This window comes from Ekhidna sp. (genome assembly GCF_039940915.1).
Lineage (GTDB): Bacteria > Bacteroidota > Bacteroidia > Cytophagales > Cyclobacteriaceae > Ekhidna.
The window spans coordinates 228,105-250,901 of sequence record NZ_JBDVFO010000002.1 but is presented as its reverse complement, the minus strand read 5'-3'; the positions used below and the strand labels follow the sequence as shown (position 1 = coordinate 250,901).

Annotated in this window: 19 protein-coding genes; 13 read left to right on the top strand and 6 right to left on the bottom strand. The window is 40.4% G+C overall.

Features of this window, described 5'->3' with window-relative positions; translation table 11 throughout:
• Positions 1-16: 16 nt before the first annotated feature.
• Complete coding sequence (locus ABJF57_RS06340) at positions 17-1,183, bottom strand: chorismate-binding protein (RefSeq protein WP_462233489.1); 1,167 nt, start codon at positions 1,181-1,183, stop codon at positions 17-19.
• Positions 1,183-1,617 carry a hotdog fold thioesterase gene (locus ABJF57_RS06335; protein WP_462233487.1) on the bottom strand — a complete coding sequence of 145 codons (435 nt, stop codon included), beginning with the start codon at positions 1,615-1,617 and terminating at the stop codon, positions 1,183-1,185. Before ABJF57_RS06335 ends, ABJF57_RS06340 begins: the two co-directional genes overlap by 1 nt.
• Before the next feature lie 29 nt (positions 1,618-1,646).
• On the opposite strand from ABJF57_RS06335, the gene ABJF57_RS06330 reads away from it, so the two are divergent.
• The gene (locus tag ABJF57_RS06330; RefSeq protein ID WP_462233486.1) at positions 1,647-2,258 is read left to right on the top strand and encodes a histidine phosphatase family protein; all 612 of its coding nucleotides are present in this window, start codon (positions 1,647-1,649) and stop codon (positions 2,256-2,258) included.
• On the opposite strand, the gene ABJF57_RS06325 is transcribed toward ABJF57_RS06330, so the two are convergent.
• Positions 2,233-4,407 (bottom strand): helix-turn-helix domain-containing protein, encoded by a 2,175-nt coding sequence (locus tag ABJF57_RS06325; protein ID WP_462233484.1) that lies wholly within the window; start codon positions 4,405-4,407, stop codon positions 2,233-2,235. The two genes, ABJF57_RS06330 and ABJF57_RS06325, sit on opposite strands and share 26 nt — an antisense overlap.
• A gap of 68 nt (positions 4,408-4,475) precedes the next feature.
• Here ABJF57_RS06325 and ligD point away from each other — a divergent pair, with 68 nt between their 5' ends.
• Positions 4,476-6,788: a non-homologous end-joining DNA ligase gene (ligD, locus tag ABJF57_RS06320; protein ID WP_462233482.1), complete on the top strand. Its 2,313-nt coding sequence runs from the start codon at positions 4,476-4,478 to the stop codon at positions 6,786-6,788.
• 170 nt (positions 6,789-6,958) lie between these two features.
• Complete coding sequence (locus ABJF57_RS06315) at positions 6,959-7,351, top strand: response regulator (RefSeq protein WP_462233481.1); 393 nt, start codon at positions 6,959-6,961, stop codon at positions 7,349-7,351.
• Here the strand turns inward: ABJF57_RS06315 and ABJF57_RS06310 are convergent.
• Positions 7,337-9,757 (bottom strand): tetratricopeptide repeat protein, encoded by a 2,421-nt coding sequence (locus ABJF57_RS06310; protein ID WP_462233479.1) that lies wholly within the window; start codon positions 9,755-9,757, stop codon positions 7,337-7,339. The genes ABJF57_RS06315 and ABJF57_RS06310 overlap by 15 nt on opposite strands.
• Positions 9,758-9,791: 34 nt before the next feature.
• Between ABJF57_RS06310 and holA the strand changes: the two genes are divergently transcribed.
• The 8 genes from holA to ABJF57_RS06270 all read left to right on the top strand — a co-directional run bounded on the left by holA (position 9,792) and on the right by ABJF57_RS06270 (position 19,970).
• On the top strand, positions 9,792-10,814 hold the full coding sequence (gene holA, locus ABJF57_RS06305; RefSeq protein WP_462233478.1) for a DNA polymerase III subunit delta: 1,023 nt from the start codon (positions 9,792-9,794) through the stop codon (positions 10,812-10,814).
• A gap of 53 nt (positions 10,815-10,867) precedes the next feature.
• Positions 10,868-13,807: a tetratricopeptide repeat protein gene (locus ABJF57_RS06300; RefSeq protein ID WP_462233476.1), complete on the top strand. Its 2,940-nt coding sequence runs from the start codon at positions 10,868-10,870 to the stop codon at positions 13,805-13,807.
• 3 nt (positions 13,808-13,810) lie between these two features.
• On the top strand, positions 13,811-15,466 hold the full coding sequence (locus ABJF57_RS06295) for a porin family protein (RefSeq protein ID WP_462233474.1): 1,656 nt from the start codon (positions 13,811-13,813) through the stop codon (positions 15,464-15,466).
• A gap of 58 nt (positions 15,467-15,524) precedes the next feature.
• Positions 15,525-16,817, top strand: coding sequence for an SPOR domain-containing protein (locus ABJF57_RS06290; protein WP_462233472.1), 1,293 nt, complete (start codon positions 15,525-15,527; stop codon positions 16,815-16,817).
• Positions 16,818-16,892: 75 nt separating this feature from the next.
• Positions 16,893-17,567 (top strand): MotA/TolQ/ExbB proton channel family protein, encoded by a 675-nt coding sequence (locus tag ABJF57_RS06285; protein WP_462233471.1) that lies wholly within the window; start codon positions 16,893-16,895, stop codon positions 17,565-17,567.
• The gene (locus ABJF57_RS06280; protein ID WP_462233470.1) at positions 17,567-17,956 is read left to right on the top strand and encodes an ExbD/TolR family protein; all 390 of its coding nucleotides are present in this window, start codon (positions 17,567-17,569) and stop codon (positions 17,954-17,956) included. The genes ABJF57_RS06285 and ABJF57_RS06280 overlap by 1 nt, the downstream gene beginning before the upstream one ends.
• Positions 17,956-18,753, top strand: coding sequence for a hypothetical protein (locus ABJF57_RS06275; protein ID WP_462233468.1), 798 nt, complete (start codon positions 17,956-17,958; stop codon positions 18,751-18,753). The genes ABJF57_RS06280 and ABJF57_RS06275 overlap by 1 nt, the downstream gene beginning before the upstream one ends.
• Positions 18,750-19,970, top strand: a complete 1,221-nt coding sequence (locus tag ABJF57_RS06270; protein ID WP_462233467.1) for a bifunctional folylpolyglutamate synthase/dihydrofolate synthase — start codon at positions 18,750-18,752, stop codon at positions 19,968-19,970. Before ABJF57_RS06275 ends, ABJF57_RS06270 begins: the two co-directional genes overlap by 4 nt.
• On the opposite strand, the gene ABJF57_RS06265 is transcribed toward ABJF57_RS06270, so the two are convergent.
• Positions 19,967-20,494, bottom strand: coding sequence for a hypothetical protein (locus tag ABJF57_RS06265; protein WP_462233465.1), 528 nt, complete (start codon positions 20,492-20,494; stop codon positions 19,967-19,969). The genes ABJF57_RS06270 and ABJF57_RS06265 overlap by 4 nt on opposite strands.
• A gap of 31 nt (positions 20,495-20,525) precedes the next feature.
• Here ABJF57_RS06265 and trmB point away from each other — a divergent pair, with 31 nt between their 5' ends.
• Together trmB and ABJF57_RS06255 are read left to right on the top strand one after the other, a co-directional pair.
• Positions 20,526-21,185, top strand: coding sequence for a tRNA (guanosine(46)-N7)-methyltransferase TrmB (gene trmB, locus ABJF57_RS06260; protein ID WP_462233463.1), 660 nt, complete (start codon positions 20,526-20,528; stop codon positions 21,183-21,185).
• Positions 21,186-21,323: 138 nt separating this feature from the next.
• Positions 21,324-22,268, top strand: coding sequence for a LysR substrate-binding domain-containing protein (locus ABJF57_RS06255; protein WP_462233461.1), 945 nt, complete (start codon positions 21,324-21,326; stop codon positions 22,266-22,268).
• Here the strand turns inward: ABJF57_RS06255 and ABJF57_RS06250 are convergent, their stop codons facing one another.
• Positions 22,269-22,775, bottom strand: coding sequence for a 3'-5' exonuclease (locus ABJF57_RS06250; protein ID WP_462233460.1), 507 nt, complete (start codon positions 22,773-22,775; stop codon positions 22,269-22,271).
• Positions 22,776-22,797 lie beyond the last annotated feature (22 nt).

Genomic DNA, 22,797 nt, shown 5'->3' with positions numbered 1-22,797 from the left:
TTTGTCATATCTAGTATCATTGCTTCAAATGTGATTTTAACACATCAATTTTCATCTCTGTTTCCTCGAATTCTTTCTGAGGGATGGAGTCCTCTGTTATTCCCGCTCCAGCGAAGAAGCGGATGGCGTTGTTTTCAACTTTCATGCATCGCAAGTTCACAAATAAGTCTGTGGAGTTGCCGAAGTTGACGGGTCCCAGGAAACCTGCATAAAATCCTCGATCATAATGCTCTTTTTCGCGAATCCATGGTTTCGTGTTTTCAATGGGCATGCCACAAACCGCCGAGGTGGGATGGAGGAGCTCTAGCATTTGATCGGCTAAATTTTCGAAAGCCAATTCATCATAGTTCACCACAAACTCTGTTTTCAAGTGAGCTAAGCTTCCAGCCTGAATAGTCTTAGGACCATGTTCATGAAACTCACGCAAGCGTATTTTCTTGAAGCAATTGATGATGTATCTGCTGACAAAAGCCTGCTCTTCAATTTCTTTCTGGGTCCACGCGATTTCACTTAGGTTTTGTCCTCCGTCCAACGTCTTTGTTCCAGCCAATGAAACCGTTTTAAATCGATTGCTATTATTGGAAAGCAATAGCTCTGGAGTAGCGCCAATCCAAAGACCTTTGGATGGTACGAACGTTATACTAACGAATGCATTCGCATACGTTTCAGAAATATCCTGAAAGAAGTCCCATGAAGAGAAATTGCCCGGGATTTCTTCCTCCTTAAATCGGGACAATACGATCTTTTCAAACGTACCCGATTTGATTTGATGTACTGCTTCACTTACTGCATCATTAAAATTGCTCTGAAAATCACCGACCGAAGAAATTGCATGTGCTTCTTCCTTGTCGAAAGTCGACTCCATAGCTTCTTTAAATTTGTCTATTGCTGATGACGTTACTTTAGGATCTATCAACAATTCATCGTCGCGGATGATTATGTCTGCTGCAATGAAGTAGGGCCTTATTGGATGATTATCCTCAAACTCATTCACGAGAAACCCTGAACCAAGTGCCGACAATTCGACAGTGTCAATTTTATCAGCGGTGTCTAACGAAACAATAAATTGAGTTTGGGATGTATTTGGCATTCTCCATGCTGCAAATGCATATCCGGCCAGCTCCAGTTTTTTGACCAACTGATCCTTATGGAGTATGTCCAATGTCTTTTGAAGCTCAATCACTATTTTCTATCTAGAATGGCTAAAGTAATTCTACTAACAGCCACTATTTGATTTTCATTGTTTCGTATTTCGATACCCCATACTTGGGTGCTACGTCCCAGATGAACTGGGGTGGCTACTCCGGTTACCTTTCCACTTTTTGCTGATTTGATGTGGTTCGTATTGATTTCTAAACCTACCGCATATTGTTTATTCAGATCTATGGTTACCGTAGATCCAACACTACCCATGGTTTCGGCCAAAGCTACTGAGGCTCCACCATGCAACAAACCCATGGGCTGCTTTGTTCGATGATCCACGGGCATGGTAGCCACCAGATAATCATCACCTATTTCGATAAATTCTATGCCTAGATGATCAACCATACATCCCTTTGACATGCTATTGATTGCATCCAATTCCAGGTATTCGGGGAAAATTCGTTCTTTTGCCATTATTCTAAGCAAACCAATACAAAGCAGATTTGAAAAGCAAGACCATTTACATACTTCGACACGGAGAAACAGATTTTAATAAAAGAGGAATGGTGCAAGGTAGAGGTGTAAATGCATCTTTGAATGAACAGGGTATAGCACAAGCTCGCAGAGCAGGTGAGCACCTCTCTCACATTGCATTTGATGCGGTTTTCACTTCAGCTCTTACGCGAACGCAAGAAACTGTTGGTCAATTTTCACTTAACGGCACGCCTACTTTTTCTCATGAAGGATTTGATGAAATAAGCTGGGGGAATCAGGAAGGTCAGGTCGCTTCGTATGAAGCCAAATCCCTTTATGCTGATACCGTTAACGGGTGGAGGAAAGGCGAACTTGATTTAAATGTAGGTGGTGGTGAAAATCCCATCCAAGTGATGGAAAGGCAAAAAGTAGCGATGCAAAAAGTCTTAGGTATTGAAGCGGAGAACATACTCATTTGTATGCATGGAAGAGCTTTGAGGGTATTGCTTTGTTGGACGTTGAATTATCCTTTGAACTATATGGATGGATTTCCACATCAAAATTGTGGCTACTATACGCTTGGCTATCGAAAAGAATCCTTTTACTTGAAGGAATTCAATCGAGTGGATCATTTGAGATAGCAAAGGCCAGCCCCATCTTAATTTCTCCCCAGGTATAGCTGTCGGGTAGTGCAGACTTTATTTCACTGGATTTCGTCATGCCTTCAGCAAAGCATTTCATAATAGCTTTCAACTTGGTTGGTTTCAAAAAATCGTTTACATCAAGGAGGCCTTTCTCAACATAGTGCGCAAGATGACTTTCGATTGTCCCTGCTACAAGCCCACGTTCTTCAGCGATTACTTTGATTGATTTGCCCTCTTTGTACATTTCAAAGCTAATTTCAGCGGTTGGAGTTTTATCTTTTGATGCGGTTTTGGAGAGGTCTTTGAATTGACTATTCTGTTTTAATGCGTCTTTGGTAAGTGGCACGCCTTCATTGATGTGTTGAGTGAGCAGATTGATTTTAAGAATTTGACGCAATTGGGTGGAGAACATTTCTTTCAATTCAACCAACTCAGCTCGATAGGTCTTTGCGGCTGATTGCGTCTTTAATGTGCGATGTTGACTCACAATACGATCAATTAAATCCGAAATCTTTTCATTGAAATAATCGGAAGCCTTAGCCATTCTTTCGGCAAGTAAATGAAGATCCTGACCATGCAGAATTTTCCGCAATTGCCTAAGAAAATTTTCGCCTACTTCTTTTAACGAAAAGGTATCATTGATGAGATCTTCGGTCCAGGGAAGGTGCTTTTGTTTAAGTGAACGATTCTCATCTTTATTGAAAGTCTTCTTATGATCAACCAGGTCCTTAATCAATGAATCAAAAAGAAATGCCTGCTCTGCAAATTCACCCAAAAATCTAAACTGATCCCTTTCGAATTGCTCCAGCAGTTTTTCTTTGCCTTCAAAGTTGCTGATGTAGTACTTAAGCTGTTCATCAATTGTGGGAGCTCTCTCGGGTAGTAGACTTGATAATACCAGTCCATCTAGGGATGTAAGCCTGGACAAGGCGACATAAAGTTGGCCAGCAGCAAATGTTCCTTCCAGATCAAGAATTGCTTTATCAAAGGTCAGCCCTTGACTTTTATGAATAGTAACAGACCACGCCAACTTTAGGGGGTACTGTTTGAAGGTGCCAATGACTTTCTTTTCAACTTCTTTGGTATCTTTTTCTAAAACGTATCGGATATTTTCCCAAGTATATTCCTCGACATTTACTTCAGTATGGTCTTCAAAAGCTACTTTGATTCCCTCATTCAAACTTGATACAGTTCCGATTTTACCATTAAAAAATTGACCTTTTCCCGACGGGTCATTTTTGATGAACATTACCTGTGCACCTTCTTTGAGTTTTAAGTTGTAATCATTGGGGTAGGCATTTTCAGAAAAATCACCTTCTATGCTGGCAGGAAAAATCGTGGATTTGGAAGCCAGGTTTTCCAATCGAGTAGCGTTGATCTTATCTGCTTTGGTATTGTGAGTAGTGAGGTGAATATATCCTTCCATATCAGTCTCTGTATTGCTACGGAAGTGAGCATTGAGTAGTGCCACATCCTCATATGCTAATTCATTGTGACGTAGGCGGTTGAGAAGATCAATGAAATGCTGGTCACTCTGTCGGTATACTTTGTCTAACTCAACGCGTATCGGTGGATTCTCCTGCAGTGCCCGCGCTTCAAAAAAGTAGGGTGATGGGTAGAATTCTCTTAACAGACCGGCCTCCTCATTCCTCACAACAGGGGGTAGCTGCATCAAATCACCAATGAACAGTATTTGAAGTCCTCCAAACGGGTCAAACCGACGTTTTCTTAACCTTCTAAGTGTATGGTCAATGCAATCAAGTAAATCTGCTCTGAGCATACTCACTTCATCAATGATGAGAAGTTCCAGTTCGTTTATCAATTTCCTTTTCTGCGCTCCAAACTTTGCATCTTTAAATAATGAGGAAGGTGTATTTACTTGGATGTTTCGATCAGAAAATGGAATATCCTCTGGGATAAAGACTCCAAATGGGAGTTGCAGAAGGGAATGCAATGTGACACCTTCGGCATTGATTGCTGCAATTCCCGTGGGTGCGGCGACTGCCGCATTTTTGTACGTACTTGAAACAATGCTTCTGAGAAAGGTGGTTTTTCCCGTTCCAGCCTTGCCTGTCAGAAATATATGCCTGTTGGTCGTGTTTACGTATTTAGAAGCTAGCTCAGCAGCATCACTCATTTCATTCATTGAGCGAAGATACGTCGAACAAAAAAACTGTGACATGAGGAATGACTCACGTATATTTATGTGCGGTCATGGCAAAAAAGAAAATTCATGCGGAAGTAGGAAAACGGGTAATAGAGCTTTCCAATTTGGATAAAGTCCTATACCCCGAGGATGCGATTGTGAAAGCTGAGATCATTGAATATTACCTAAAGCTTGCGCCTACGATACTCAACCACATCAGAGGCCGTGCACTGTCACTGGTTCGCTATCCAGATGGTATTTATGGGGAACAGTTCTTTCAAAAACACAGGCCTGACTGGACACCGGACTGGATAGATTACAAACGGTTGGGTCAGGAAAGAAAGAAGGAATATGTAGTAGCCAAAGAAGAAGCAACACTCGTGTGGTTAGCCAACTTGGCCTGTCTGGAGATTCACCAGATTCATAGTTTTTCAGAACACAGCGACAAACCCGACTACATTGTATATGATCTCGACCCGCCTGAAGATGGCTCTTTCCCACTAAATGAATTAAAGGATATTGCTTTTAGCCTCAAAGAGCATTTGGAGAGATATAACTATCACGTGTTTGTGAAGACTACCGGAGGTAAGGGCTTGCACCTGCTTACACCCATTGAGGCTCGGTATTCTTTTGACGAATGTTTTAAAACGGCTAAGCTCATCGCTTCTGACTTTATCAACAAAGACAAGCGCACGACCCTTCACATTAAAAAGGAGTCACGAAAAGGAAGAGTGCTTGTAGATATCTATCGGAATAGACCTTCTCAGACCATTGTTTGTCCTTATAGTCTACGTGGAAGGCAGGGCGCTACCGCTTCAACACCTATCACATGGGAGGAGCTCGACGAGCTTGAAGATTTATCGAAATGGGATATTAAATCAACACTAAATAGAGTGTTGACTAATGGGGACGCATGGGAGCAAATTCGTGGCTGGGCAGTTCCATTGCATACAGATAAGCGGGCCATAGTCGCGAAAGAATTGCCACCAAATGAACGACATAAAACTCCGGATCAACTGACTGATTATGAAAAGAAGAGGGACTTCAATAAAACCCCAGAGCCCCTTGTTTCAGTAAATGAAGCGCCTGGTAGTCGATTTTGCATACAGAGGCATCATGCCTCTCATTTACATTACGATCTACGACTTGAACAAGATGGTGTGCTGAAATCATGGGCAATACCGAGAGGTATGCCTCCAGCTCCTGGGGTAAAAAGGCTAGCCGTGCAAACCGAAGACCATCCTTTGAAATACTTAACCTTTGAAGGTGAAATTCCAAAAGGGGAGTACGGGGGTGGCATGATGTGGGTGTATGCCACAGGCAGATACGAGATAACCAAAGAGAAAAAGAATGGATTTTACTTTAGGCTGTCCGGGAAGCAATTGACTGCTGAGTACCGCATGCATTTAATGAAGAATAAGGAATGGTTGCTCGAACGCGTGGACGAACCCCAGCAAAACTTGCTGGAGCAAGTGATGAAGCCCATGCTGGCTGATGCTTCAAAGCGAGTTCCGATTGGGGATTATTACTATGAAGTAAAATGGGACGGCATTCGGGCATTGATCTACCTTAACGAAGGTCAGTTAAAAATATACAGCAGGAATGGGAATGACATCACTGAGCAATTTCCGGAGCTGAATGTTCCAGAACAGGCTTTCAGGATAAATAATGCCATTTTTGATAGTGAGATAGTATGCCTTGATTCGGAAGGGAGAGCTAATTTCAAGAAGGTGATTAAACGTTTGATGAGCAAAAAGAATTTTGATTACGAATCAAAAAGGTCTCCCGCTTATTGCTATCTGTTTGATTGCATTTATCTGGATGGTAGGTCACTTATGAATGATCCACAAGATCGTCGCAGATGGTGGACCATTGACTCACTGAGGGTTGGTGAAACCAACTATCGCATCAGCCAAACGGAAGAGGATGGTAAAGCACTCTTTGCAGCCACCAAGGCACATGGAATCGAAGGGATTGTAGCTAAGAGAGTAGAAGCAAAATATGTTCCAGGGAAGCGAAGTGATGCATGGATAAAGGTGAAAGTGAAAGAAACCAAAGATTGCTTCATAATTGGATTCACAAAAGGAGAGGGGGAAAGAGAACACTCCTTTGGTTCGCTTCAGCTAGCAGAAGAACAAGATGGATCGCTTGTGTATCGCGGTAGAGTTGGAACTGGATTTGATGATGCTTTGCTTAAGTCGTTAACAAAACAATTTTCGAGTTTACTTGCTACTGAGAAAGTGTTGGATAGTGAAGTGCATGAAGAAAAAAAGACGATCTGGGTGACTCCCAAACTCATCTGCGAAGTTGAATATTCCATGATCACTGACAATGGCACTTTTCGAGATCCGGTATTCAAAAAGATCGTAGATCAATCTTGAATGCATAACTCATGATGATCCATAGAGGAATCAGTGTTAAATTTTAACGCTAGCCACTTATGATTGATTATCTATAAATAGTCAATTTCACTAATCAAATTTTAGGTATATGCACCTTTTTTATTGAACACAAAAAGGACGAGTATTGTATTTACTTTACTATTTAGTAGATGGATGATACAATGAAGAGAATCGTGTTGATTGACGATGATGCCACCACCAATTATCTAAATAAAATGATAATAGAACGGTCTGAGCTAGTCGATGAAGTACTAACTTTTGATTCAGCGGAGGAAGCACTAGATTATTTTGTCAGAAATGATCGCCCTAAGGATGACTCACTCGTCTTGTTGGATATAAACATGCCCATCATGGATGGTTGGCAGTTTTTAGATCATTGTAAGTCAGAGAATATTCCGCATCCAAGTAAGATTGTCATGCTTACATCATCCATAAATCCGGCGGATAAGGAACGCGCTGATACAAAGTATGGCGTTGATTATAAGCCAAAACCATTGTCAGTTGACATGATCAAAGATTTAGTGTCTTCATACCTTAATTGAGTCAGGATTGTACTTCGGAAACTCAATGGTAAAGGTGGTTCCTTCCCCTTCCTTACTCTTCACGTTTATAAATCCATTCAGCATATTTATTCTGTTTTTTACTATGAAAAGACCAATTCCTCTTCCTGTAATTTCCGGGTGATAGCGTTGATACATTTTAAATATTTTATCCCCAAAGAGCTTTAAATCCATTCCTCTTCCATTGTCTGAAATAACTATGTACTGTTTGTGTGCATCTTCATAACTTTTAATTTTTATGTTTAGATGCCTTTTTGAGTCCGCAAACTTTATGCTGTTAGCAATTAACTGAGATAGCGCCTCAAACAGGTAAGGTCGATAAGATCTTATCCTGCTCAATTTCAAATCTTGCTCGATTGTAATATTTTGAAACTCTTTCTCTTTCTTCAACGGATCGATAATTTCTTTGAGGAGACGTTCCAATGAAAGCATCCTAAAGTCCTTTTGCCTCGGATCACTTTCACTGAGCACCACGCTTAATTCCTTTATCACGCTATCAACATTATTAGAAGAATCTGATATTCGAGAAATAATTTCATCGCTTTCAGATCGTGAGATAGCTTTTTGATCTTGCAAGAGTGAGGTCAGCCCGATGATTTGAGTCAAAGGTTCTCGCAAATTGTGACTAATTACAGCGTTAAATTCTTGAAGACTCTTGTTTCTAATTTTTAATTTTTTTATCAGTTCTACCTTATCATTCTCAAGACTGTTTGTTCTACTTTTTCTTATCGCAACAACGATCAAGTCGGCCAATGAACCAACATATCGTTGTTCCTGAACCATCCAATTTCGTATTTGATGATTTGTCATTGTGTAGGAAATGAACCCCAGAAACTCACCATCTACAATTATGGGAGCATTTAGAATTGATTCAATGCCAAATTTTTTGAAGTACTTACTGTAAATCTCCGAAAGCCTTCCATCTTGACTAATGCGACTTACCGCTACTGTCCTATTGGTAAGAAAATCGCTGAAAAACTTCGGAAATTCATCTTTAGTAAATTCAATCTTTGGAATTTTAGCTGATGTTTTGCTTTCTGCTTTGGACTTTAGAGAAATTGATTGATTTTCTGAATCCATGATCCAGTAGGTGGCTCTATCGCATCTAAGTGTTTCTTGAGAAACAATCAGTAGTTTTTTTATAAAAAAATCAAGGTTAAAGCTATGCGTGTTCAATTCTTTCGATAGCGAAAGAAGTGTATGGGTAAAGCTTGCTTCACTTTTTGCTTCGTCGGAAACTCTTTGTCGTTTTCTATATTGATAATAAAAGGCAATCAATCCCAAAACCAGCAAAAATGATAGCAACATCAGGATGAGACGTGCCTTATCTTCAACTTGATGTTGTCTACTTTCTTGCTTAAGTAGCTCATTTTCCGCATCAATAAGCTCTGACCTCAGTGCGGACTTTATTTTTTCCACATTGGAAATGAACGCTGCATTTTGAATGCTGTCATTCAGGTGTTTATACAAGTTCAGGTATGTTGCGGCTTTAGCGACGCTATCTCGTTCGAAATAATATGTATACAGTTTATCATAAACCTCGCTTAGCAAATCGTTCGCCTCGTGGGTTCTAGCCAGGTCCTTCGTTTCATGCCAATAATAAAAAGCACTGTCGGGCATGTTCAATGGATGAGAGTTAAAGTAATCACCAAGCTTTAAATAGGATTGAATAATGCCTCTTTTATGGTTCCCCCTCAACCTCACCTCAGTAGACTTTCTCATTAACTCAACGGCTTTATCAATGTTGCCTTGTAGAAAAGCACACTCCGCAAGACCATAATACCCATAACCTTGCCCTCGTAGATGATTTATATCTATTGCTTTCGCTAAGCATTTCTCAAAGAAGCCCTCAGCTTGAGAAATATTCCCTTGCATCAAGCTTACTTCCCCAAGGTTTGAATAAATAATTATGGGTTGGGTATTACCCGATTTTTCTAAGGCCTGCGTCAACGCCTTGTTGAAATATTTGATGCTGGAATCATAAACTTCCTTTCTTCTGTATACTTCGCCAATGTTGTTATTGAGGCTCACATACTCCGATGGATATCGCTCAGGATGGTAGTTGAGGGCTTCCAGGTAGTAAGTAAGTGCCTGATCGGGCATTCCAGTAATAAGGAAACTGCTGCCTTTGATGGTAATTGCACGAACAAGACCTTTTTCGTATTTCAGCTCTTTGGCAAGAGTAATGGCTCGATTGATATAAGAGATAGAACTTTGTTGGTCTGACATGCTCAAGCGAAAAGCAAGATCATTGACAACATTGAGGTAGGTTGTATCCATAGCCTCCAGATTATCCAAAACTTCCTTTAGGCTATCAATCTCAGTACGCTGCGCATACAAATGCGTGGAATACACCACAATAAATAAAAGAAATAGAAATCTACGCATGATTATTTTCTAAGGTAGCCTTTACCTTTGAAATATGGCATCAGATTATACCGAAATACTTAGAGACATTAAGAGTGGGTCGTTTGCTCCTGTATATTTCTTACAAGGTGAAGAGACATTCTTCATTGACAGTATTGTTGATAATATTGAAGACACGGCTTTGGAAGAAAGCCAGAGAAGTTTCAATCAGATTATTCTCTACGGTAAGGATACAACACTCACTGATGTAATTGGTGCTGCTAGAAGATACCCAATGATGGGTGAACGTCAGGTGGTCATTGTAAAAGAAGCCCAGGAGATGCGCGACTGGAGTAAGGAGGATAAGCAGAGTCTGGTCATCAATTACTTAGAAAATCCGCTCGCTAGCACCATACTGGTTTTTGGATATAAGTATAAATCAATAGATAAGCGCACCAAGTTTGGAAAGGTCATTGAAAAACATGCTGTTTTTTTGAATGCAAAGAAACTTTACGACAATCAAGTGCCAGACTGGATCAGGTCTTTTTGCAAAGCCAAAGGCATCAAAATGGATGACAGTGCGGTAATGATGCTATCCGAAAACATTGGAAACAATCTACAACGTTTAGCTAATGAAGTCGAGAAACTGCTTCTAAATGTGAAGGAAGGTCAACAGGTTGATGCTGGCATGGTACAGAGGTATGTGGGGATCAGTAAAGAATACAACATATTTGAACTGCAAAAAGCGCTTAGTTCGATGAATAAACTTAAGGCGCATAAAATAGCTGATTACTTTGCCTCAAATCCAGGAAATAACCCACTCGTTCTTACCATTTATAGCTTGTTTTCTTATTTCAGCAAGCTGTTGCTTATTCATCATGCTGAAAATCAGAACGATAAAGCCGTAGCATCTTTGATAGGAGTAAATCCTTTTTTTGTGAAAGAATATTTACGAGCAGCAAGAAATTATCCAGTATCTAAAGTGGCCCAAAATATTAAATACTTGCATGAGGCAGATATGCAATCCAAAGGAATTGGCTATGCAACAAAAAAAGAAGGTCCCGTTTTAACAGAATTGGTATATAAATTGATGAACTAACACAATTTAGTATCGAATATTCGTTGCATTCCATGGTCAAAAACAGTTCAGCATTGAGAAAATACCTATTACTCTTCTTCGGATTTTCATTTTATCTGTCGTTCGGTCAAAGTTCGATTCCAGGTGGACAGTATGCTGATCTATCTGCATTTGAAAGCTTTCAAGTGAGGAAGTATAAAAGTGTAGTTGGAAAACTCAGCGCGAAAAAAAACAAAACAGAAGACGAAGAAATACTTTTGCTTTTAAGTGAGTTAAAGACGGGAAATGGTGAAGCAGGTAAAGTTGAAGGTTGGCTAGTAGAAAATCCCAAACATCCGATAAAACCGCTGGTAAACTATCATTTAGGCGAATATTACTTTTATGAGCGAGACACACTAAAAAGTAAGAAATACTTGATGGCCGTGAATTCAGGAGATTTAACAAAACGTGATAAAGCTTCTTATGGGTTTGTATTCGGACTCTTGAAATTGGATGAGGAAAATTATAAGGACGCCAATAACTTGTTTCAGTTCTCAAGAAAAAATGAATTCGAAGAATCGTTTAAACTGGACTATTATGAAGGCTTTTCGGAGTATCATCTAGGAAACAGTGAAGCAGCTCTGGACAAATTGACTAAAGTTGAGAATTCCGAAGAATTCAGCAACTCGTCTAAATTCTTCATTGCCAAGATAAGGCTTGAGAATGGTGAAATGGATGAAGTCATTGAGATGGCTCAAAATGAACTCTCAGATGAAAAAACCATCACTAATTCTGGATTTCACCAACTAATCGGAGAGGCTTATGCTCTGAAAGATCAGGAAGCTAAAGCGGATGCTTTTTTTGAAAGAGCAATTGAACTACATCCGTTCAAGCCATCCGCGGCATTATACTACCAGGCAGGAGTTTCAAAATTTAAAATTGGAAATGAAGATTTAGCCATCGATTTTTTAACCCAAGCAGGTATTCAAGGTGGCGAGTACGCGCAGTTAAGTGCACTTCAGTTGGCACGACTGTATCTGAAAAAGCAAGCATTCGAAAAATCGTTAACCGCTTATATTGAAGCATCAGCATCGAGCAACAATGCAATTAAAGAGGAATCTTTTTATCAGGCGTCCAAGATCAATGCCAAATTAGGATTCTTCACGGAAGCAATAAACTATGCCACCGACTACCTGAATCAATTCAAAGATTCATCCAAGAGGGAATCCATGCAAAACTTGATCGCCCAATCCTATTTACGCACTTCCAACTATGATTTGGCCATCGATCACTTAAATAGTACGGGAATCATCAATGATACACAAAAAGAGGTCTATCAAAAAGTGACGTATCAAAAAGCGGTGCTTATGTTCAATGATGTGAATTTTAGTGAGGCGGATAAGTGGTTCAGAGAAAGCCTTCGATTTACACCAGATACAGATAGGACGCTTTCAAATGGAGCGTATTTTCACTTGGCTGAAATAGCCATGAAAAGCAACCAGTTTGACCTAGCAATCAATTACTATACAAAACAAGCTACTATTGAGCCAGCATCACATTACGGTATTGGTTATGCGCGCTACAATAAACAGCAATATCAGGACGCAATTCCACATTTCAGGAAAGCATTGCAAATAGCTAATTCAGAAATGCAACTAGATGCTAATGTCCGGCTTGCAGACTGTCTGTATGCCACCAAGTCATATCAGGAAGCATTCACTATTTATGATAAACTGACCCTCGAAACAAGTTCAGCATATGTCACCTTTCAAAAAGCAATGTCATTGAAAAGCTTAGGAAATGAAAGTGAAGCCACTCGCACTTTTAGTAGCTTGTTTTCTGATAAAAGATATGGAGCACAAGCTCAGTTCCAGTCCGGGATGATTCAGTTTGAGTCAGCCAAATTTCCCGAGGCAGCGTCCTTTTTTTCCAATGTAATCACGGAGCATCCCAATTCGTCTCTGGTAGTAGAGGCACTTCTAAATAGAGGGATCTCCAAAAAAAACATGGATGATTTAGCTGGAGCTTCTGAAGACTATAAAGCTATTTTAGACAACCACATTGATTCCGAAATAGCCTTAAATGCAATTTTGGGTATGCAAGAACTTCAGCAGGCAGGGCTGAGTATTCGTAATCTTGACAAGTATATCGCGCAATATAAAAAAGTCAATCCTGAGGATGGAAGTTTGGAACTGATTGAATTTGAATCCGCGAAACGGCTTTATTTTGATTTTTCTTATGCAGAAGCAGCCGCTGCATTTGAAAAATACATCAAGGACTATCCGGAAAGCAGCAATAAGATTGAAGCAAAGTATTATCAAGCGGATTCGTACTACAGAACCGATGAGTTGGCTAGTGCTAGACCGTTATTCAATGAGTTGAAATTTGTGAGAAATCCACTCACCGGCAGGATTTTAAATCGATTGGGAGAAATCAACAAGCGTCTTGATTTTACTGAAGAAGCGGAAGAAGCGTATAAGCTTTTGAGCGATCTGAATCTATCACCAAAAGATGGTTACAATGCACGCCAAGGACTCATGCTACTGTATCTTGATCTCAAACGCCACAACGATGCAATTACCTATGCCGATGAGATTATCGCAGCAGATTGGAAGCCTTTGAATGCTGAGCAAGAGGCGATTGTGGTCAAGGCAAGAAGTTGGTTTCAGCTCAAGGATTTCGTGCAAGCCACAGATAACTTCAAACGGCTAGCAGAAATCAAGGATGAAAAAGGAGCAGAAGCCAACTATTTTCTAGGTCTAATGGCTTTTCAGGAAAGTGAATACGAAAAGTCGCTCGATATTCTTTTCCTTCTCAATTCTGACTATGGTAGTTATACACAATGGGTAGATGAATCATACTTGCTAATAGCTCGAAATTACATTGAAATGGATGAGCTTTTTCAGGCAAAAGCAACTTTAAGATCAATTATTCAACATTCTAAAAATGAGGATGTTAAAGTAAAATCTCAAACACTTTTAGATCAAATAGAACAAACCTCACTAGAGGGGGATTCAACTCAAATCAAGGACTAATATATGAGGATCTTATTATCACTATTTTTTGCATTTGTCGCTCAACTTCTGCTCGCTCAGACGGACAGTACGAGAACACAAGGGGAGATAATTTCTGGTGAAATTGTAATCGAAAAGGACAACAAGATCATTCTGCCACAGGCAGACAAGATTTATGTTAGAAGTGTGCCAAACGCTTTTAGTGATGCGCCTATAAATGTAACTTTTCAAGTTAATGAGCCCACTTTCGAATGGCCAGACTATAAATCTGATGTCCCTTTTAAAACCTTAAATGAACAATACCCACTTGAGGGATTCCAGAACTATGTTAAGCTTGGATTTGGTAATTATAGCTCACCGCTATTTGAAGCTGGTTTATTCCAAACCTTGGGCGCTTTCCAGACAAAGACTAAACTATTTTACGAAAGCTTTAAATCCGGTCCGGTTAACGATGAAAATAGCGGGAATACGTTGGCTAGCCTAGATATTTCAGGTACATACAGAAAAAACGCTTTCATTTTCACACCCTCTCTCAAATACAATGTCAATCGGTACAGTTTTTATGGAAATGCCAATCGAATCAATGCCGGTTTTGATGCAACCAATCCAGCTGACGTTACATTGAGTGAATGGCAATTTGAGATGCTACTCAGTGGAATGAGCAAAGATTTGACTTACAACTTAAAGCCCTTTGTTTCATATACAGATCAGAATATGGATTCAGGAACGGGCTTGAATACGGATAGAGATTTTGGAGTGACGGGATATTTAAGCTATCAAATTGATGATTACTTCACAACTGGGTTCAATATAGAAGGAAGAGGCGCATCCTATGATGGAGGCATTCAATACAATCGCTCTTTATTTAACATAAACCCTTGGGTAAGACACAGGAAAGATGAATTGTCCATTACGGCAGGATTCATGCTTTCTTCAGGAAAGGCCGCAGAGGAATCCAAAACAGGGTTCTATCCACGCGCGAAAATCGAGTACAACTTGAGTAAGCAATGGACAATTTATGGACTTCTTTCTGGCGGGCAGGCTTGGAATGGGCTGAATCAGCTGCTAAGTGAAAATCAGTTTTTAGATGACTCTCTTAGTATCGCACAGCAAGAATTCACATCTCAATTTGGTGGAGGGTTCAAGGGTACACCATTCAAAAATGTCCTTTTAGATCTTAGTCTAACCTATAGTTCCATTAAAGGATTGCCTTTTTATGTGCCATCCAATTCAGATTCCTCCAGATACACACTGGCATATGATACAGAATCTGTCGGGGTTGTTACACTCAAATCGAACCTGTCTTTTATGCCAACAGCGACAAGTACTTATGGCATTAATCTTGAAATAAATGGATATTCAGTGGAATCATTGGATCGTCCGTGGCATAGACCTTCCTATATTTTGAAGGCATATACAAGTCATAATGTTCAGGAAAAACTCATTATTTCGGCGTATCTCACAAGTATGGGTGGCGTCCGAGGAGCAGCAAACGTCGATTTTGGATATGTCAAATTACCAGCGTTTACAGACTTAGGGTTAGGTGCCAAATACCTCATCACCTCAAGAGCCTCTGCATTCATTGATGTGAATAATTTGTTGAATAACGAATACGAACGATATTTGGGGTACCCAACCAGAGGACTTACATTCAAAATAGGCGGTCAGTACCGTTTCTGATTATAATATTTCCTAGTATTGAATTTTATTTTATCTTGGTTCGGTCAAAAAACATACTATGGCAAAAGACGACAACACCAACGACAAAGAACAGGACGATTTCTTCGGAGACGATGAGGATTTTGGTTTACCAGAGTTAGACTATGAAGCTTTGGACGACGATGATTCCAGTGAACCAGAAGAGTCAACAACCGCCGATGAACCTGCTGCAGAAGCACCTGTAGAAGAAACAAAAGAAGAAGTAGTAGAAGAGGATGCTGCCTTCGATAGTGAGTCTACTGAAGACGAAGAGATTCCAGACCAAATCTCAGACGAAGAATTAGAGGCTGCACTTGACGATGACCTATCAATGGATGATGCTTTCGGTGACGATAGCTCTTTTGATGATACTTTCGATGATGATAGCTCAGCAGATGATGCTTTTGCCGACGACAGTTCGCTAGAGGATTCGTTTGCTGATGATGATAACTCTGTGGAAGAAGATGCTTCGACGGAAGATAGCTCGACAGATGATGCATTTGCTGATGCAGATTCCTTGGGCGATTCTTTTGAAGATACAGATTCCACGGACGATTCCTCTGATGTGGCCATGGATGATTTTTATGAAGAGGAGTCTTTTGACGATTTTGAAGCTTCAGCTGAAGATGGAGATGAGACAGGGGAAGATATTCCAGATTCTGTTTTTGATAGTGATGTACTGGATGAAGATGAGTTTGCTCAGTTTGAGAAAGACTTGATGGATACCGAAGAAGAGAGTATTTCTGATGTGGATGATACCTTTCAGTCAGATAGTACGCCTTCGGAGAGCAAAGGGAAATTTGCCAAAGTTGTGATTATTGGTATTGTGATTTTCACAGTATTGGGCGCAGTGGCATGGGGCTTGTCTCTTGGAGGAGATGATGATAACTCTGAGACAGCAGTGGCGGAGAAAGCAACACCTAAGCCTGAGGTGAAAACTCCTGAGAACAAACCTGCTGAGAAGCCTGCTAGCGATAGTGGCAGCACTCAGCCTGCAGAGAATAATGCAGCAAATAACCGACAAGAAGAAGAGCAGCCTGCTGAACAAGTGGCAACACCTGTAGCAGCAACACCAGGGACGATCAATGCTTTGAGCGATCGAACGGGCAATTTCTATATAATTATTGGAAGTTTTCTTGATGGTGATATGGCCATGGACTATGCCAATGAACTTTCAAGTGCTGGTAAAAGCCCATCGATTATACCTCCATTTGGTAAAGCAGTGACGCACCGTGTGGCAATTTCAGGATATGCATCGTTGGCTGAATCACAGCGGGCGGTAGATGGCTTGAAAGCTGAATATGGTGAGGATATATGGATTTTGAAATACTAAACACTAATCTTTCGATTACTGCGTTCAGTTTGTTTGAGTGACTATTCATTCAATTAACTCATTATAAAAGAACATATGCTCATTAGTGTTATGCAAGACCCTCTGGTTGAGAGTCTAGAATCCGAAGAAACAATATCATTGTTGGAGCTCCTCACAAATGGAGGTTACATGATGATTCCCATCCTTTTACTTTGGATGGTTGCCATTTACATTTTTGTGGAAAGAACCCGCACGCTGGGCTCTGCAGCTAAAACACCTGAATCTTTTAAGGATCAAATACGATCGCTAGTGATATCTGGTGATATCAATGGAGCTAAAATGCTGTGCAGTAAAACGGAAACGCCAGTAGCTCGCATGATCGAAAAGGGAATAAGTAGGATAGGTAACCCACTAAAGAACATAGAAGTAAGCATTGAAAATGTAGGAAAACTTGAAATCTACCGTTTGGAGAAAAACCTCAACCTCCTAGCTACGATATCGGGAGCTGCGCCTATGATTGGCTTTCTAGGTACAGTTACAGGTATGATACAAGCATTCATAGCCATAGCTCAAGAAGAAGGTGCAGTTAGCCCTAAGCTCTTGTCTTCCGGTATTTATGAGGCCATGATTACAACCGCCGCTGGCCTCTTTGTAGGTATATTAGCATACTTGGGATACAATTACCTCGTTTCTAAGGTAGGAAAGGTGATTCATACCATGGAATTCAATGTCATTGATTTTATAGATCTTCTACAAGAACCGAAGAAGTAATGGATTTAAAATCTAAACATAAGGTGAATGCAAGTTTCAGCATGTCATCCATGACGGATATTATATTCCTGCTGTTGATATTCTTTATGCTTACGGCATCATTCATTACACCGTCAGGCCTGCCAGTCAATCTTCCTTCATCTAAGTCCTCGGAGATTGTCATGCAAAAAGTGAGTGTCACCATTACAAAGAACCTCACCTACTTTGTTAATAATCAAAAGGTCAATCGCACATCCTTAGAATCCGTTCTTAGAAATAACTTGTCTGGCAAGGAAGGTATTGTTGTGCTCCATTGCGATGCATCGGTACCGGTTGAAAGACTTGTAGAAGTCGCAGGAATTGCCACAGCCTTAAAAGCAAAAGTTTCAATAGCAACGAAACCTGAGTGATGGAAGAACGAGAAAAGAAAGAAGAGCAAAACAAGCGCATCGGCTGGCTTACATCAGTAATTGTACAGCTGGTATTGCTCATTCTATTCTATTTCATTATTGCCTGGCGAGAGCCCTTCCCTCCAATACCAGAGTATGGCATAGAGCTGGGTTTCACAACCTCCGCCGGAGCACCGGCAACATCTTCCCCTTCCGAACAAGCACCTGCTACTGAGGAAGTAACACAAGAGCAGGAAGAGCAAACCGAGTCAGAGGTCGTTCAGGAAGTGGTTGAAGCAGAGGAAAACATTCAGGAAGAGGCTACAGTGTCTGAAGTTGACTCTCCAATAAAAGTAGAAGAAGCTAAACCGGAAGAGTCTGAACCAGCGGAAGAAGAGCAAGAAGTTGATTCGAGAGCCGTTATGACGCCTTCAGAGACTAATTCAGAGGAGTCAAGTGAAAATCCATCAGAAGGCGAAGAAGAGGAAAAGGAAGTAGATGAGCGTGCCATATATGGAAGTCAAGGAAATAATACCGGGGACGCTGAAGGTGCAAATCTAGCATTGGCTGGCTGGGTTTGGGATTTCAAACCAAAACCTGATGACCAATCAGATCAATCAGGTAAAATTGTTTATAAAATTGTGGTGGATCAGGATGGCTATCTGGTCAAGATTGAAACGGTGACTTCTACAGTTTCACCGTCTGTTGAAAGAAAGTACAGGCAAGCGGTTGAAAAATTGACATTTAGTAAAACTGCTGATTATAAGGCTGCTGCTGTTTCTACTGGAACCGTCACATTTATCATCAAATCAAAATGACATATCAGGAGACGCTCGAGTATCTCTTTGCTCGATTGCCCATGTACCAACGAGTGGGTAAGGTTGCTTATAAAAAGGACTTAACCAATACGCTTCGATTGTTAGATTTTTTAAAAGAGCCACATACCAAATTCAAAAGTGTACACATTGCGGGTACCAATGGAAAGGGGACTTCAGCGCACTGCATAGCTGCTGCATTGCAAAGTTCCGGATACAAGGTTGGCTTATACACTTCTCCGCACCTTAAAAGCTTTACGGAACGAATTAGAATCAATGGAAATGAGGTTTCTGAGTCTTTCGTGGTTGACTTTGTGGATAGAATAGGGCCGATTATTGAAGAAATAGCGCCTTCTTTTTTTGAGATCACAGTAGCAATGGCATTTGATTTTTTCGCGAAAGAAAAAGTCGATATTGCGATCATTGAAACGGGGCTAGGAGGTAGGTTGGATAGCACAAATGTGATTACCCCCGAGGTGAGTTTGATCACCAATATCGGATTTGATCACATGGAAATGTTGGGTGAGACCCTTCCTGAAATTGCGAAAGAAAAGGCTGGCATCATCAAACAGGGAGTTCCGGTTGTCATTGGTGAAGTGGATGAGAAGAGTACTTTCCCGGTTTTTAAAGAAGTTGCCACTGCATTAAATGCGCCACTTATTGTATCAAAGGAAACCAGTTGGAAGCCAAATAGGCTGGCACCAAACTATTTAGTTAAAAATTTGCCGGGTATTTTAACGGTACTGGAAGAGCTAACCAGGCAAGGATGGGAGATAGGAGAGCATCAAATGTATGCAGCGATAGATCAGGTAAATGAGCTGACAGGATTGAAGGGTAGGTTTCAAATTTTAGGAGAAAATCCCTTGGTAATTGCTGATGTCAGTCACAATGAAGACGGCCTTAAAGTACTCTTTGATCAAGCAAAAGATCTTAATCAGGGAATGATGCATTTGATTTTTGGATCTGTAAAGGAAAAATCGCTGGCGCCTATTTTTAAACTTATTCCACCAAATACAAAAATCCACTGGACTCAATCATCTGTGCCTCGTGCCTTGCCCGTAGAAGAGCTCGCCATTCAAGGGGTCATGAGTGGACTCGAAGGAGAGTGCTTTCATGAAGTAAAAGACGCATTGATTCAGGCCAAAGGGCGTGCAAAGCAAGAAGATCTCATTTTGATCACTGGGAGTACTTTCGTCGTTGCAGAGGTAGAAGAACTTTAATCCTCACCCAAGTGCAAATGATGTACATGCTCATCAATCAAATCAATCTGCTTAGTAATCTCAACAACATATTTCTTCAATTCGGATTCAAGGGCTTTGACTTCCTCTTTGTATTCTGAGCCTTTTTCTCTTCCCAGGTTTTTTTCAATATCGTTGTACGTATTGCATTCCTGATGGATAAACCTTCGGAAAGATCTTGTGGTATACTCGCTTTCAAGTGTTTCGATATCATCCAACGTCGCTTTAGCCTCTTTATCTCCATTCGCATTAAACTTTCGAGTCACGATACCATACAGCAAAGTGTCATAATGATGGATTTCATCTAGCATTGAAATGATTTTCTTTCTGTATTGGGATTGGCCACAAAAACTGCCCAAGCCTTCATAAGTTTGCAGCGTCTTTGCCTCATTGTCCCAATTGATGGTAAGGTCATCAATAGCTTTTACTACTTCGGCTTCTTTTTCTTGAGAAACAGATACAAATGAAATGATGCAAAAGGCTAAAAGTAGGAGTGTTGATTTCATGATTGATAGAATTTACTAGATCAGATAAAAATTGGCTAAAAAAAATAAGTTAACGAAGTTTTCCGAAAATATGGCAAGTAAAAATGTTATTGAGCCGGGAAAAGAACTTTTCGAAACAATCCATGGTAAGTGGAATGAATTCTTTGGTAATGATAATGAATTAGTCATTGAGTTGGCATGCGGATGGGGTGAATACACGATTTCATTGGCCGAAAAATTTCCAAATAAAAACTTCATAGGTATCGATATAAAAGGTGATCGAGTATGGAGAGGAAGTCAATATGCGCAGACACATGAACTGAATAATGTGGCGTTTCTTCGAACGCATATCATTGAAATATTAAAGGCATTTGATCAAAATGAGCTGGACGAGATATGGTTAACGTTTCCCGACCCAAGGCCGAAAGAAAGAGATGAAAAGCACCGGCTGTGCAATCGAAGTTTCATTGAAAAATATAGGCATGTTTTAAAACCAGATGGCTGGTTTCGTTTCAAAACGGATAATACAGAACTCTTTGAATATGGACTTCAGGTATTAACTGAATTTAATATTCGAGATCATGAGTTCACCTTCGATCTATACAATTCACCTTTGCTTGAAGAGCATCATGGTATAAAGACCAAGTATGAGCGTATCTGGACAGAGAAAGGCGAAAAAATCAAGTATATGAAATTTAGATTTTCAGACTAGCGATGCAATCAATGTCAAAACCCATTGCGAGTACTTGAATATGGATAGTTATCTCTCATTTCAAGCTATTCCGCCGGCGTAAATCTGATAAATATATTTGATATATTTATAGCTTTTATAAATCCATATGAAACACTTATGAATCTTCAACAGCTGGAGTACTCGCTCACACTGGAAAAACTGGGATCGTTTACACGTGCAGCTCAAGCACTCAACATGACTCAACCTGCACTAAGCCTACAAATCAAAAACCTGGAGAATGAAATTGGTATTTCGCTCTTTGATAGGTCCAGGTCACGAATCGAACCCACGGAGCAAGGGCTGAAGTTTCTGTTGAAGGCTGGTGAGATCGTAAGGGCTGGAAAGCAGTTAAAAGAGTATGCAATAACGTTGGGAAGTGAGTATGGAGGTGAATTAAAGCTTGGAATAATACCTACACTTTCGCCCTATTTAGTTCCTTTATTTTTAGATCCATTGCTCAATCAGTATCCGGAACTGTCACTTGAGATTCATGAGCTTTTGACAGAAGAAATATTGCAGAAAATTAGACTAGGAGACCTGGATGGTGGCATTATATCAACGCCAATAGCAAGACAAGGGATTACGATAACACCTTTGTTTTATGAGTCATTCTATATGTATCACAACAATGAAGAAGGGAGGGATGCGAAATCACTCAAAGTTTCAAACCTGGATTTGAAACATCTGTGGCTGCTTGAAGAAGGAAATTGCTTTAGAGATCAGGTAAGTGATATTTGCTCATTAAAAAATGAAAAAACCAATACGCGAATATCCTACCACTGCAGTTCCATTGATTCACTTATTCGCATGGTTGACAACCAGGGAGGAACTACCATCTTACCCGAGTTAACAACCCTAAGTTTAGATGCTGAGCAAGAACAGAATCTCATCCTCTTGGAAGAAAAGGTTCGGGAGGTAGGATTTGTTACTCGCAAATTGACGGGCAAAGAGCACCTTTTTGAGGTATTGAATGGAAAGATAAGATCAAGTGTGCCCGCGCCGATGCGAGAAAAAAAAGGGAGGGAGGTCGTAGACCCTGGCATACTGGAGGCATGGAGATAATTAAAACAGGGTACCGGTTTTTGGCAATGCCTGTCTTTGGAGATGTTTTAAATAGAGTTGGGCACAAGCATTTGCATCGCTCAATGCGTCGTGGTGATGTAGTTCAATCCTATATTTCTTGCTAAGGTAGGCAAGTCCTCTGCGGTAAATTACTCGTGTACAGCGCACTTCGAAATGAGGCTGTGCAATGTCATAATAGGCAAGTGTATTTTGAAGGCAGTTTACATCGAAAGAGGCATTATGTGCGACGACAACCTGATCCTCTATCAAGTGACGAAAATCAAACCATACTTCTTCAAACAAGGGCTCATCGATGGTATCTTCAGGCTTTATTCCATGTATTTCGATGTTTTTATAGAAATACTCATTCTTAGGAGGTTGAACGAGCCGGTTTACTTTTTCCGTTACAATCCCATCTTCAACTCTTACCAAACCTACCTGACAAATGCTAGCTGGATTCCAGGTAGCAGTCTCAAAATCAAGAGCTGAAAATGATTCCAATTTCATTTCTTAAAATTAGAACTTCACT

Coding starts and splice junctions, on each gene's coding strand:
- ABJF57_RS06315 (WP_462233481.1), top strand. CDS start 6,959: ATGGATGATACAATGAAGAGAATCGTGTTGATTGACGATGATGCCACC.
- ABJF57_RS06250 (WP_462233460.1), bottom strand. CDS start 22,775: ATGAAATTGGAATCATTTTCAGCTCTTGATTTTGAGACTGCTACCTGG.
- ligD (WP_462233482.1), top strand. CDS start 4,476: ATGGCAAAAAAGAAAATTCATGCGGAAGTAGGAAAACGGGTAATAGAG.
- ABJF57_RS06265 (WP_462233465.1), bottom strand. CDS start 20,494: ATGAAATCAACACTCCTACTTTTAGCCTTTTGCATCATTTCATTTGTA.
- ABJF57_RS06295 (WP_462233474.1), top strand. CDS start 13,811: ATGAGGATCTTATTATCACTATTTTTTGCATTTGTCGCTCAACTTCTG.
- ABJF57_RS06310 (WP_462233479.1), bottom strand. CDS start 9,757: ATGCGTAGATTTCTATTTCTTTTATTTATTGTGGTGTATTCCACGCAT.
- ABJF57_RS06285 (WP_462233471.1), top strand. CDS start 16,893: ATGCTCATTAGTGTTATGCAAGACCCTCTGGTTGAGAGTCTAGAATCC.
- ABJF57_RS06255 (WP_462233461.1), top strand. CDS start 21,324: ATGAATCTTCAACAGCTGGAGTACTCGCTCACACTGGAAAAACTGGGA.
- ABJF57_RS06275 (WP_462233468.1), top strand. CDS start 17,956: ATGGAAGAACGAGAAAAGAAAGAAGAGCAAAACAAGCGCATCGGCTGG.
- ABJF57_RS06335 (WP_462233487.1), bottom strand. CDS start 1,617: ATGGCAAAAGAACGAATTTTCCCCGAATACCTGGAATTGGATGCAATC.
- holA (WP_462233478.1), top strand. CDS start 9,792: ATGGCATCAGATTATACCGAAATACTTAGAGACATTAAGAGTGGGTCG.
- ABJF57_RS06290 (WP_462233472.1), top strand. CDS start 15,525: ATGGCAAAAGACGACAACACCAACGACAAAGAACAGGACGATTTCTTC.
- ABJF57_RS06280 (WP_462233470.1), top strand. CDS start 17,567: ATGGATTTAAAATCTAAACATAAGGTGAATGCAAGTTTCAGCATGTCA.
- ABJF57_RS06325 (WP_462233484.1), bottom strand. CDS start 4,407: ATGAATGAAATGAGTGATGCTGCTGAGCTAGCTTCTAAATACGTAAAC.
- ABJF57_RS06270 (WP_462233467.1), top strand. CDS start 18,750: ATGACATATCAGGAGACGCTCGAGTATCTCTTTGCTCGATTGCCCATG.